The sequence below is a fragment of the Bradyrhizobium guangdongense genome, assembly GCF_004114975.1.
Lineage (GTDB): Bacteria > Pseudomonadota > Alphaproteobacteria > Rhizobiales > Xanthobacteraceae > Bradyrhizobium > Bradyrhizobium guangdongense.
Map to the genome: position 1 here is coordinate 6,045,372 of NZ_CP030051.1, position 12,876 is coordinate 6,058,247.

Sequence of the window (12,876 nt, forward strand, 5' to 3'; positions counted from 1 at the left end):
TCTCACCACGCCATCGCGCGCGCGAGCCGCGCGAGCAGCAAGGGATCGTCGAAGGCGCTTGCGGACGCGACCGCGCCTGCGCCAACGAGGTCGGCATCGCTGAGGCTGGTCCGGATGCCGATCGTCGGAATCCCGGCGGCGGTGGCGGACTGAACGCCGGAGCGGGAATCCTCGAACGCGATCGAGGCGGCCGCGCTGGCCCCGACGAAGCGCAACCCCTCCTGATAGGGCAGCGGATGCGGCTTGCCGTGCGGCAGTTCCTCGCCGATCACGAGCGCCTTGAAACGACGCGTGATGCCGAGGCCGGAGAGCAGCAGCTCGGCATTGAGACGCGGCGCGTTGGTGACGGCGACCATGGGAATACCGGCCTCGTCGGCACGGTCGAGCAGCGCCATCAGGCCCGGCAACGGCTCGATCTGCCCCGCAACCAAATTGCGAAACACTTCTTCCTTCTCGTCGAGGATCGCGGCACGCCGCTCCAGGCTCTCGTCTGGCAGAAAGCGCTCGCCAATCGAGACGTTGGCGAAGCCCTGTAACTCCTTCGAGAAGCGCGCGTGGTCGAAGACATGGCCGCGCGGACCGAGGACCTGGTTGAACGCTTTCAAGTGCAGAGGGTCCGTATTGGCAAGCGTGCCGTCGATGTCGAACAGCAACGCCCTGCCCAGCGTCTCGATCATGTCAGTACTTTCCCGAATGCACCGCGCATCAATGCCGAAGACGTATCAATAGAGCCTCGCGCGCGCAATGACGCATACGCATGACCACCACGCGCCACTCGACAAAGCCGCGCCCGGCTGCAAGACTTCGTGCAAGATCAAAAAGGAGGAAACGATGACGATCAACCGACGCGATCTGGCTCTCTCGACTCTGGCCGTCTCCGCGCTTGCCCTCTCGACGCCGGCGCTGGCGGCTTCCGCGGACGAAGACGCCGTGGCGAAGAAGGTCGAGGCCTTCCGCCTCGCCCAGATCGCGGCCGATCCCAAGGCGCTCGGCGCGCTGTGCTGGGACGCTCTCAGCTATAGCCATTCCAGCGGCAAGGTGGAGGACAAGGCGACCTTCATCGCCAACGCGACCGACGGCAAATCGAAATTCCTCTCGATCGAGTACAAGGACCCGACCATCAAGGTCGTCGGCCCCGCGGCGATCGTGCGCTTCCACTGGATCGCGGAACAGGAGATGGCGGCCGATGGGAAAAAATTGCCGACCAATCTTCACATCCTGATGAACTGGCTGAAGCAAGGCGACGACTGGAAGCTGTTGTCGCGCGCCGCGACGAAATTGTGAACAAGACCGTCATTTCGGGGCGCGCGTAGCGCGGGCTCGGCAATTTCGCAGCAAGATGGATTCCGGGTTCGCGCTACGCGCGCCCCGGAATGACCGAGCGGGCGCTTACGCCGCCTCCTTCACATCGCCGTTCACCAGCTTGCGGGCGGCGCGCTCGGCTTCGCGGGCGTTGCGAAAGAGCTGGCCTTCAAGACGATTGAATTGCTGGGACGAGGCGAAGAAGCGGTAGCCTCCCTGACCGCGGACCACGATGCCCGCGGTCTCTGAATTCACTTCGATGATGTAGCTGTCCGGCATGTCCCGTGGATTCCTCAGTGCGGGCAAATAACGGTCAGTCTGCCCAAAGGTTCCTGAGGGCAAATCAACCGGTTTCCACCCCGAATCGACGCGCTATCGAGTACGCCGGGACCTCATCCGTTTTATGACCCGTTGTTGGCAAAGAAGCGACGCGTGGACTCGACGGCGCCGCACATGTTGCCGAGATGGGACAGAGTGCCGCGCGCGATTACGTCGCGATCGGCGCGGCGATCGAACGCACCTCTTGCGGCCGACCATGCTCGTCGATCGAGACGTAGGTAAAATTTCCGTCGGTGACGAGGAACGGATGCTCTTCTCCGCGCCGGAGCGCCCACGCTTCGAGATGTACGGTCATCGAGGTACGGCCAACCCGCACGAGGTTCGCGTAAACCGAGACGAGATCGCCGACATAGACGGCTTTGCGAAAATTCATTGCCTCGATCGCGACCGTGACGGTGCGCGACTTCGCGACTTTGGATGCAAACACGCCGCCGCCGACGTCCATCTGGCTGAGCAGCCAGCCGCCAAAGATGTCGCCATTGGCGTTGGTGTCGGCGGGCATCGCCAGCGTGCGGATGCAGAGATCGCCGCTCGGCTCGATGTCGGACTTTTCGCTCATGCAGGTCTCACTTGAAATTGTCCCAGCCCGGATCGGGCGCGAAACGCTCGCCGAATCGTTCGGCCAACGTGCGCAAGGTCGATACGACATTCTCCACGCCGCGTGCACGCGCATAGTTCAGTGGACCGCCGCGGAACGGCGCGTAGCCGGTGCCGAAGATCATGGCGCCATCGACCGCATCGGGATCGTCGACGATGCCTTCGCGCAGAGCCGCGACGCAGACGTTGGACATCGGCAGCACCAGGCGGTCGATCATCTGGTCGGTGACACCAGGACCGGTCTCGGGCAGCGGCGCCTTCTCGGCCTTGCCGTCCTTCCAGGTGTAAAAGCCCTTGCCGGTCTTGCGGCCGAGCTCGCCCCTGGCGACTTTTTCGCGCAGCCAGGCGGGCGTCGGCGGCAGCAGGTCACCGAACTTGGTGCGCAGCATGTCGCCGACGTCGAGGCAGATGTCGAGCCCGACCTGATCGGCCAGTTCGATCGGGCCCATCGGCATGCCGAACTGCTCGGCCGCGGCATCGATCAGGCGCTGGTCGGTCTTCTCGTCCAGCATCACAATCGCTTCCAGCATATAGGGCGTCAGCGCACGGTTGACGAGGAAGCCGGGCGAGCTCTTCACGGAGAGCGGCAGGCGGTCGATCGCACCGACGAAGGCAAGCGCTTGCTTCAGCACCTGCGGGTGGTTGCCGTCATGGCTAACGACCTCAACCAGTTGCAGCCGCGACACCGGATTGAAGAAGTGCAGGCCCATCAGCCGCTCCGGGCGCGCCAGCGTGGTGCGCAGATCCTGCAGTGGAATGCTCGACGTGTTGGTCGCAAGGATCGCGCCCGGCTTCATCTTCGGCTCGAGGCTGGCATAGACCTTCTGCTTCAGGTCGAGCTTTTCCGGCACCGCCTCGATGACGAGATCGGCGTTGCGGACGCCCTCGCCGTCCATATCAGGGATGAGGCGATCGAGCGCATCGCGCACCTCGGTCGGCTTGCGGATGATCTTGCCGTAGAGGTCGGCGGCGCGCTTGATCGCGCCCGCGATGGGCTCGGGCTTCATATCGGCGAGCGAGACGCGAAAGCCCTGCCCGGCGACCCAAGCCGCGATGTCGCCGCCCATGGCGCCCGCGCCGATGACGTGGACATGCTTGATTGCATTCCCGCTGCCTGCCGCCTTCTTCATCTGCTCGCGCAGGAAGAAGACGCGGATCAGATTCTGCGCCGTCGGCGTCACCATCAGCTTGGCGAAGGACGCCTGCTCCGCCTTAAGCATCGCGGCCTTGCTGCCACCATGCGTCTCCCACAGGTCGATCAGCGCATAGGGCGCCGGATAATGCTCACTCGGCGCCGCCTTTGCCGCCTCGCTTCGCATGCGCTTGGCGAGCAGCCCGCGCACGGGGCCGAGATTGGCCGCGCGCGTGAGCAGTCCGGGCTTGGCCCGCTTCAGGCGTCCGAACACGACGTCCCTCACGGCGTCCCGGACATGGCGCTCCTCCGTGACGGCATCGACGAGGCCGAGCGCTTTGGCGCGGCGCGCATCGATGGTGCGGCCCGTCAGCATCAGGGACATCGACTGGGTCGGATTGACCAACGCGCTGAAGCGCGCGGTGCCGCCGAGCCCGGGATGCAGACCCAGCATCACCTCCGGGAAGCCGAAGCGTGCGCCGGCGATGGCAATGCGCGACTGGCAGGCGAGCGCGACTTCGAGCCCGCCGCCGAGGCAGAAGCCGTGGATGACCGCGAGCGTCGGCAGCTTCAAAGCTTCCAGATGGTCGACCACCGCGTGCGCAGCGCGGATGCGTGTCTCCACCATCTCGGCGTCGCTCGCGCCGCGGAATTCGTTGACATCGGCGCCGGCGATGAAGCCGGACGGTTTTGCCGAGCGGATCACGAGGCCCGCAGGCCGCTCGGTCTCGATCGCCGCGAGCACGGCGTCGAACTCCTCCATCACGTCGGAGGACAGCGTGTTGGCGCTGGCATCGGCGCGATCGAACAGCAGCCACGCGAGGCCGTCGGCATCGCGCGTCAGCTTGAAGTGCCTGTAGGGACCGTCGGCTGCGGGTCGGGGCCCGAGCGAGAGCACGCGGTCGCCGAGCGCGGTCATGATCTTTGAATCCATGGTTACACCGCCTCGATCAGCATGGCGCCGCCGAGCCCGCCGCCGATGCACTCGGTGGCAATCCCACGCCGCGTGCCAAGCCGCTTCATCGCGTTGACGAGATGCAGCACGATGCGATTGCCGGAAGTGCCGACGGGATGGCCGAGCGAGATCGCGCCGCCATCGACGTTGAGCTTTTCACGGTCGATCTCGCCGGCTGGGCCGTCGAGCCCCAATATCTCGCGGCAGAACTTTTCGTCATTCCAGGCGGCGAGACAGCCGAGCACCTGGGTGGCAAAGGCCTCGTTCAGCTCCCAGGTCTCGACGTCCTTGATGGTGAGGTCGTTGCGCTGAAGCAGCGGCGTGACTGACATCACAGGACCGAGTCCCATGATGCTGGGATCGAGTGCGGCCCAGTTGCTGTCCACGATCGCGGCCTTCGGCGTCAGCTTGTGCTTGGCAACAGCCGCGTCGGAGGCGAGGATCACCCAGGAGGCACCGTCGGTGATCTGCGAAGAATTCCCGGCCGTGACCTGGCCCCAGGGACGCTCGAACACCGGCCGGAGCTTTGCCAGCGTCTCGGCTGTCGAGTCCGGGCGGACGCCATCGTCATGGTCAAAGAATTTTCCGTCACGGGAGAACGCCGTCTCGACCTCGCCTTTCAGATAGCCTTCGGCCTGCGCATGCGCGAGGCGGCGATGGCTCTCGGCGGCGTAGGCGTCGGATTGCGCGCGGGTGATACCGAAGAGGTGGCCGACGACCTCCGCGGTCTGGCCCATGTTCAATTCGGTGACGGGATCGGTCAGCCCCCGCTCGAGGCCAATGATCGGCTTGAGATCGCGTGGCCGCAGCTTGAAGGCTGCGGCCAGCTTCGCGGCCACGCCTTTGGCGCTGGCAAGGCCGCCGAACCAGCGCACGCCGGAATTCGGCCAGACCAGCGGTGCGTGGCTCAGCGCCTCGGTGCCGCCGGCCAGGATCAGGTCGGCATGGCCCTCGCGGATGTAGCGGTAGGCGGTGTCGATCGACTGCATGCCGGAGCCGCAATTGATCTGCACGGTGAAGGCGACCATGTCCTCGCCCATGCCAAGCCGGAGCGCGGCAACACGGGCCGGGTTCATCTCGTCGGCGATGACGTTGACGCAGCCGAGGATCACCTGGTCGAAATCTTCGGGCGAAAACGGCTGACGCGCCAGCAGCGGCCGCCCGCACTGCACGGCGAGATCAACAGGCGTGAACGGCCCCGGGCCGGAGCGTGCCTTCAGAAACGGCGTCCGGCTGCCGTCGACGATGAAAACCGGTCGTGCCATCAGCTCGCCACCCTCTGTTCACCGAGTTCCTGGAAGAACTGATGCACGTCGCCGGATTTCTTGTAAATCGGTGACAGCGCTTCCGGCGCAAAATCGTCGACTTCGATGACTTTCGCGACCGCTTCATGAGCGGCTGCCAGCTGCTCGCCTTCGGCCTGCGTGATCACGCCTCTGGTGACGGCGTCTTTCCAGTCGCGGATATGCGCGGCCCGCATACGCCTGGCGATGGCGTCGCTCGCTGCGACAAGCCTGAACGCGCGCTCCAGCCGGGCGAAGCCGCTGTCGTCGTCGACATAGGCGAGGTCCGGCGTCAGACGCTCGCGCGCCGCAGACGGCTCCAGCACGAGGCTTGCGCAGTGGTGCACGACGCGATCGGACGGCCCGAGCACGCGCGTCCCGAAGGGCTGAACCACGAGCTTGAGGATCACCGCGACAAAGCGATTGGGCAGATTGGCGAGGATTTCGGCCAGCCTGATCTCGATGGTCTTGAAGCCGCTCGCCATGCACGATTCCAGCGCGACAAAATCCTCCTTCTGCCGGCCCTCGTCCTCCCAGCGCTTGAGCGCAGCGGAGAGCAAGTACAGCTCGGAGAGGATGTCGCCGAAGCGCGCCGACAGCATCTCCTTGCGCTTGAGCGCGCCACCGAGCGTCAGCAGCGCCATGTCGGCGCAGAGCGCAAACGCCGCGGAATAACGCGAGAGCTGGCGATAGAATGGCGTGGCATCGCCCGCTTCGGGCGCCAGCGCGAAGGCGCCAAAGGTCCAACTCCGGCCGAAGGCCCGGAACAGGGTCTTAAAGCTATGGCCGACATGTTTCCAGAATACCTTATCGAAAGCGGAGAGCCCGCGCTCGCGGTCGGTATCGGCAAGCGCGTTCATTTCCTCCAGCAGATAGGGATGCGCGCGGATCGCGCCTTGCCCGAACACGATGAGATTGCGGGTGAGGATGTTGGCGCCCTCGACCGTGATGCCGACAGGCACGGCGCGGTGCAGATTGCCGAGATAGTTTTGCGGCCCGTCGATCACGGCCTTGCCGCCATGGATGTCCATGGCGTCGTCGACCGCGGTGCGCATCCGTTCGGTCGCATGCAGCTTCATGATGCCTGATATCACGGCGGGGTGGACGCCGGCGTTGAGCGCCGCGCAGGTCAGCCGGCGCGCGGCGTCGAGTTGGTAGGCGGTGGCGACGATGCGGGCGAGCGGCTCCTCGACGCCCTCGAATTTCGAGATGGAGATGCCGAACTGCTCGCGGATGCGGGCATAGGCGCCGGTGGTGCGCGCGGCATAGGCGGCGCCCGCGGCGGAGAGCGACGGCAGCGAGATGCCGCGGCCGGCGGCAAGCGCCGTCATCAGCATCTTCCAGCCCTGCCCGAGCCGCTCCTTGCCGCCGATCACATAATCGAGCGGGATGAAGACGTCGCGACCCCGGTTCGGGCCATTCTGGAATACCTGCATCGAGGGCAGATGGCGATGGCCGATCTCGACGCCGGGCAGGTTGGTCGGGATCAGCGCGACGGTGATACCGAGGTCTTCCCGGTCGCCGACGAGATGATCGGGATCATGGGCCTTGAAGGCGAGACCGAGCAGCGTCGCGACGGGACCGAGCGTGATGTAGCGCTTGTGCCAGTTGAGCCGTAGGCCTGTGACCTCGCGCCCGTCGAAATCGCCTTTGCAGATGATGCCGGTGTCGACCATCGAAGCGGCATCGGAGCCCGCTTCCGGGCTGGTGAGCCCGAAACAGGGAATGTCACGACCGTCGGCGAGACGCGGCAGCCAGCGCTCCTGCTGCTCTTTCGTACCAAACCGCATCAAGAGCTCGCCGGGCCCGAGCGAGTTCGGCACCATCACCGTGACGGCCGCGGCGATCGAGCGGGTCGAGATTTTTCGGACGACTTCCGAATGCGCATAGGGCGAAAAGCCGAGGCCGCCAAACCCCTTCGGGATTATCATGCCGAAGAATTTTTCACGCTTGATGAAATGCCAAACGTCCGGCGGCAGGTCGCGCCATTCCCAGAAGATCTTCCACTCGTCGAGCATGGCGCAGAGTTCGTCGACGGGACCGTTGAGGAAGGCCTCCTCCTCATCGGTCAATTTCGCCTGCGGGATTTTCAGCAGCTTCGACCAATCGGGATTGCCCGTGAAGAGATCGGCATCCCACCAGACATCACCGGCCTCCAGGGCTTCGCGCTCGGTGTCGGACATCGCCGGCAGCACGCCGCGTGCGAGAGCGAAGATCGGCTTTGTGATGGTGTCGCGGCGGAAGCTCATGGCGGACCTCATGCATCGGCGCGGATAGCGGGCATTTTAGCGGAAACTGGCCGGGGGCGGTGAACATCTCACGCGCAAAGTGATGCGAATTGACGCGGCCGGGCGACCGCCCTGGCGACCATAACGGCCGGGGCGTGCTGGCAGTTCCGGGAAGCATGGGGCGCAATCTCTCCCCACGTCATTCCGGGGCGCGCCTCTTGCGCGAGCTAAGATGCGAAATTGCGCATCTGAGAATCCATACTCCCGAGGGTGGTTATGGATTCCGGGCTCGACGCTCACGCGTCGCCCCGGAATGACGGTGGGGAGCGAGGTCGGCTAATCCGGCCGGACCATCTCGAACATGTTTTCCGGCTTGATCTCGAAATAGTCGCCGCGGCGGCCGGCGCGCGTGATCGGGCGGGCAGCGGCGGTCTGGTAGACGCCGTCCTTGATCATCGCCTTGTCGATATGAACGGCGACGACCTCGCCGAGCGTCAGCCAGGCATCGGCCTCCTTGCCGTTGGCGCCCTTGAGACGGATGATATCGGAGACCTTGCATTCGAACGCGACCGGGCTCTCGCCCACCCGCGGCACGTTGACGAGCTTGCCGGGCACGGCGGTCAGCCCCGCGATCTCGAATTCGTCGACCTCGGGCGCAACATGGGCAGCGGTCGCGTTCATGTGCCTGGCGAGATCCATGGTGGCGAGATTCCAGACGAATTCGCCGGTCTGCTGGATGTTCGAGACCGTGTCCTTCCAATTGGTGGAGGAGAAGCCAATGATCGGCGGCACATAAGCAAACGCATTGAAGAAGCTGTAGGGCGCGAGGTTGACGTGGCCCTTGACGTCGCGCGAGGAGATCCAGCCGATCGGCCGCGGCGCGATGATGGCATTGAAGGGATCGTGCTTGAGGCCATGGCCCTTGGCGGGCTCATAGAAGTGCAGGTCTTTCTCGGTCACGCGCTGCTTCCTTGTTCGTCATTGCGAGCGCGGCGAAGCAATCCAGAATCCCACCGCAGAGACTGCCTGGATTGCTTCGCTCCGCTCGCAATGACGGAGTTTGTTGATCCGTCGTCGCATACCGTTAGTCCGGCGCGCTCGACCTGCTTATAAGGGGAAACGCCCGACGCCGTCAGTGGCGCGGCGACAGACCCGCGATGACGAAATCGATCATCTGGTCGATGGTCGGACCCGGCTTGGTGGCGCACTGGGCGATCATCTGGGGGTGGAAGAAACGCATCATGGCCGTGCAGGCACACAGTGCAGCCAGCTGAAGGTCGGGGGCCTCGAACTCGCCGGAGGCCACACCCTGGGCGATCATCTGGCCGACCACGCCGGCGATGCACTCCATATGGTTGACGCAGACCGCCCAATCCTCCTGCATCGCGATCTCGACCATCTCGTGCAGCTTGTTGTCGCCGACATAGCGCTCGGTGTTCATGCGATGGACGGTGGTGAGCAGCTCGCGGAAGCGTTCCTTGACCGGACCGGGCTTCGCCACGATCCGCTGCGCCTCGAGCTCGACCTCGCCCATCAGCCCTCGCGCCACCGCCTGGTGGATCGCCTTCTTCGATTCGAAGAAGCGATAGACGTTGGCGGGGCTCATCCGCAGCTCTTTGGCGATGTCTCCGACCGTGGTCTTCTGATAGCCGATCAGGCGGAACAGCCGCTCGGCCACCTCGAGGATACGCTCCCGGGTGTCGCCTTCGATATGTTCCGAAATCAGGGCCATCAATCAGGACTCGCTCACCAGCACTTCATCTCACTTATTCAGCCGCCTCAGCAAGCGGAATTGCGTGCTCGTCATCGCTCCCATGCTGCGACGCGGCAGGCTGTTCGGGGGTACCGGCCTCATCCAGGCTCTTGCGGAACCAGAGGGCGTAGAGACCCGGCAGGTACAGCAACGTCAGGAAGGTCGCAACGAACAAGCCGCCCATGATGGTGATCGCCATCGGGCCCCAGAAGGCCGAGCGCGACAGCGGGATCATGGCGAGGATTGCCGCCAGCGCCGTCAGCACCACCGGTCGGGCGCGACGGACGGTCGCCTCCACGATCGCCTCCCGGCGCGTCAGACCATGGGACACGTCGGTCTCGATCTGGTCGACCAGGATAACCGTGTTGCGCATGATCATACCCGCGAGCGCGATCAGGCCGAGCAGCGCCACGAAGCCGAACGGGGCATTGGCCACGTTGAGGCCGAACGAGGCGCCGACGATGCCGAGCGGCGCGGTCAGGAACACCAGGAACAGGCGCGAAAAGCTCTGCAGCTGAATCATCAGCAGCGTGAGCATCACCATGACCATCACCGGGAAGAGGACGAAGATCGAGGCATTGCCCTTGGCCGACTCCTCGAACGCACCACCCGGCTCGATGCGGTAGGCCGGCTCGAGGTAGTCCTTGATCTGCTGGAGCTTCGGCGTGATCTGGTTGGTGACATCGGGCGCCTGCACGCCGTCGATGACGTCGGAGCGCACGGTGATCGCCATGTCGCGATTGCGCCGCCACATGATCGGCTCCTCGTGGGAATACTCGATCCTGGCGATCTGCTGCAGCGGCACGGCAACGCCGTTCTTCGAGGTGATGGTGAGATCGCCGACACCGCCGAGGTCGAGGCGTTCGGACGGGATCGCCCGGGCGACCACGGCGACCTTCTCGATGCCGTCACGCACGGTCGTCACCTGCGCGCCGGAGATCAGCATCGACAGCGCCTGCGAGACGTCCTGGGGCGTGAGCCCCATGGCGCGGGCACGATCCTGGTCGACGACAAGCTTGAGGTAGGGCGACTGCTCGTTCCAGTCGAGCTGGACGTCCTTGACGTTCTTGTTCTGACGCATGACGTCGCGGACCTGGTAGGCGATCTCGCGCACCTTGTTGGCGTCGGGGCCGATCACGCGGAACTGGACGGGGAAGCCGACCGGCGGACCGAAGTTGAAGCGGTCGACGCGGACGCGCGCTTCCGTCAGCATGCCATCGGCAACCGCGCCCTCGATCTTGGCCTTGACCCGCTCGCGCGCCTCGACGCCCTTGGCGACGATGACGATCTCGGCAAAAGCCTCGTTCGGAAGTTGCGGGTTGAGGCCGAGCCAGAAGCGCGGCGAGCCCTGGCCGACATAGGACGTATAGGTCTCGATGTCCTTGTCGTCCTTCAGCAGCGTCTCGGCCTGCTTCACCGCCTTTTCGGTGACGTTGAAGGCGGTGCCCTCGGGCAGACGCAGCTGGAGGAACAGTTCGGGCCGCTCAGACAGCGGGAAGAACTGCTGCTGGACATGGCCGAAGCCGACGACGGAGGCGATGAAGATGCCGACGGTCGCGGCCACCACCGTGATGCGGTGATTGACGCACCATTGCACGATCGCGCGCAGGCCCTTGTACATGCGCGTCTCGTAGACCGCGTGCGGATCGTGGTTGTGGTGCACCTTCATCTCGGGCAGCAGCTTGACGCCGATATAGGGCGTGAAGATCACCGCCACGAACCACGAGGCGACCAGCGCGATCGCCACGATCCAGAAGATGCTGCCGGCATATTCGCCGACCGCAGAATTGGCAAAGCCGATGGGGAGGAAGCCAGCGGCCGTGACCAGCGTTCCCGTGAGCATCGGAAACGCAGTTGATTCCCAGGCAAAGGACGCCGCGCGCATGCGGTCCCAGCCCTGCTCCATCTTCACCACCATCATCTCGACCGCGATGATGGCGTCGTCGACGAGAAGGCCGAGCGCGATGATCAGCGCGCCGAGCGTGATGCGGTGCAGGTCCAGCGACATCGTGTTCATCACGATGAAGACGATGCCGAGCACCAGGGGCACGGACAGCGCGACCACGATGCCCGTTCGCCAGCCCAGCGCCAGGAAGGAGACGAACAGCACGATCACGAGCGCTTCCATGAAGGAGTGCACGAACTCGCCGACGGCGTGCTCGACCACCTTGGGCTGGTCGGCGATCATCTTGAAGTCGATGCCCTGCGGCACGGCTTTCATGAACTCGTCCGTGGCCTTCTCGACGTCCTTGCCGAGCTCGAGGATGTTGGCGCCCTTGGCGGTGACGACGCCGATGCCGATCGCCGCCTTGCCTTCCTGGCGCACCACGAAGCTCGGCGGATCGACATAGCCGTGGGTGACGGTGGCGATGTCGCCAAGACGGAACACGCGGCCGTTGCTCTCGACCGGGGTCTCGGCGACGGCCTTGGCGCCGTCGAGCGCGCCGGTGACGCGCAGCGGCACGCGCTGCGAGGAGGTTTCGACCGTGCCGGCCGGCGTCACGTTGTTCTGCTTGGCGAGTGAATCGAACAGTGCCTGCGGCGTGATGCCGAGCGTGGCGAGCTTGGCGTGGCTGAACTCGACGAAGATGCGTTCGTCCTGGTTGCCGTACATGTCGACCTTGGTCACACCAGGCACCTTGAGGAGGCGCTGACGGAAACCTTCGGCGACCTTCTTGAGCTGGGCGTAATCGGCGCCGTCGCCGGTCACCATGTAGAGGATGGAATCGACGTCGGAGAACTCGTCATTGACGACCGGCCCGAGAATGCCCGAGGGCAACTGCCCCTGGACGTCGACGAGCTTCTTGCGCAGCAAATAGAAGAGGTAAGGCACGTCCTTCGGCGGCGTGGAGTCGCGGAAGGTGACCTGAAGCGCGGTGAAGCCGGGCTTGGAATAGGTCTGCACCTTCTCGAAATAGGGCAGCTCCTGGATCTTCTTCTCGATGGGATCGGCGACCTGCTCCTGCATCTCCTGCGCGGTCGCGCCCGGCCACATCACGGAGACGTTGACCACCTTCACCGTGAAGAACGGATCCTCGGCGCGGCCGAGTTTCTGATACGAGAAGAAGCCTGCGACGCCGAGCACGAGCATCAGGAAGAGAACCAGCGTCGGATGACTGACGGCCCAAGCCGAAAGGTTGAAGCGCTTCATCGCACTCTCCGAAAGAGAATCCAGTTGTCCAAAACGACAGCCGCTCTGTTCAAGGCGTCGTCGCGAGGCAGCGAAGCAATCCAGGGGGCTGGGCAGGTTCTGGATCGCTTCGCCGCTTCAGCCTTTGCGTAGGGGC

Annotated in this window: 10 protein-coding genes; 1 reads left to right on the forward strand and 9 read right to left on the reverse strand. The window is 64.6% G+C overall.

Features of this window, described 5'->3' with window-relative positions; genetic code table 11:
• Nucleotides 1–2 precede the first annotated feature (2 nt).
• Complete coding sequence (locus tag X265_RS28865) at nucleotides 3–677, reverse strand: HAD family hydrolase (protein ID WP_128967909.1); 675 nt, start codon at nucleotides 675–677, stop codon at nucleotides 3–5.
• A 154-nt stretch (nucleotides 678–831) separates the two neighbouring features.
• Between X265_RS28865 and X265_RS28870 the strand changes: the two genes are divergently transcribed.
• Complete coding sequence (locus X265_RS28870) at nucleotides 832–1,284, forward strand: nuclear transport factor 2 family protein (RefSeq protein ID WP_128967910.1); 453 nt, start codon at nucleotides 832–834, stop codon at nucleotides 1,282–1,284.
• A 105-nt stretch (nucleotides 1,285–1,389) separates the two neighbouring features.
• Here X265_RS28870 and X265_RS28875 read toward each other — a convergent pair whose 3' ends face one another.
• The 8 genes from X265_RS28875 to X265_RS28910 all read right to left on the reverse strand — a co-directional run bounded on the left by X265_RS28875 (nucleotide 1,390) and on the right by X265_RS28910 (nucleotide 12,740).
• On the reverse strand, nucleotides 1,390–1,581 hold the full coding sequence (locus X265_RS28875; RefSeq protein ID WP_092298786.1) for a hypothetical protein: 192 nt from the start codon (nucleotides 1,579–1,581) through the stop codon (nucleotides 1,390–1,392).
• A gap of 208 nt (nucleotides 1,582–1,789) precedes the next feature.
• Nucleotides 1,790–2,200 carry an acyl-CoA thioesterase gene (locus X265_RS28880; protein WP_128967911.1) on the reverse strand — a complete coding sequence of 137 codons (411 nt, stop codon included), beginning with the start codon at nucleotides 2,198–2,200 and terminating at the stop codon, nucleotides 1,790–1,792.
• A 7-nt stretch (nucleotides 2,201–2,207) separates the two neighbouring features.
• The gene (locus tag X265_RS28885) at nucleotides 2,208–4,304 is read right to left on the reverse strand and encodes a 3-hydroxyacyl-CoA dehydrogenase NAD-binding domain-containing protein (RefSeq protein WP_164938837.1); all 2,097 of its coding nucleotides are present in this window, start codon (nucleotides 4,302–4,304) and stop codon (nucleotides 2,208–2,210) included.
• A 2-nt stretch (nucleotides 4,305–4,306) separates the two neighbouring features.
• On the reverse strand, nucleotides 4,307–5,590 hold the full coding sequence (locus X265_RS28890) for an acetyl-CoA C-acetyltransferase (RefSeq protein WP_128967913.1): 1,284 nt from the start codon (nucleotides 5,588–5,590) through the stop codon (nucleotides 4,307–4,309).
• Nucleotides 5,590–7,857 carry an acyl-CoA dehydrogenase gene (locus tag X265_RS28895; RefSeq protein WP_164938838.1) on the reverse strand — a complete coding sequence of 756 codons (2,268 nt, stop codon included), beginning with the start codon at nucleotides 7,855–7,857 and terminating at the stop codon, nucleotides 5,590–5,592. Before X265_RS28895 ends, X265_RS28890 begins: the two co-directional genes overlap by 1 nt.
• Nucleotides 7,858–8,172: 315 nt before the next feature.
• On the reverse strand, nucleotides 8,173–8,796 hold the full coding sequence (locus X265_RS28900) for a flavin reductase family protein (protein ID WP_128967915.1): 624 nt from the start codon (nucleotides 8,794–8,796) through the stop codon (nucleotides 8,173–8,175).
• A 172-nt stretch (nucleotides 8,797–8,968) separates the two neighbouring features.
• Nucleotides 8,969–9,568 carry a TetR/AcrR family transcriptional regulator gene (locus X265_RS28905; protein WP_128967916.1) on the reverse strand — a complete coding sequence of 200 codons (600 nt, stop codon included), beginning with the start codon at nucleotides 9,566–9,568 and terminating at the stop codon, nucleotides 8,969–8,971.
• Between the two features lie 34 nt (nucleotides 9,569–9,602).
• Nucleotides 9,603–12,740, reverse strand: coding sequence for an efflux RND transporter permease subunit (locus X265_RS28910; RefSeq protein WP_128967917.1), 3,138 nt, complete (start codon nucleotides 12,738–12,740; stop codon nucleotides 9,603–9,605).
• Nucleotides 12,741–12,876: the final 136 nt, after the last annotated feature.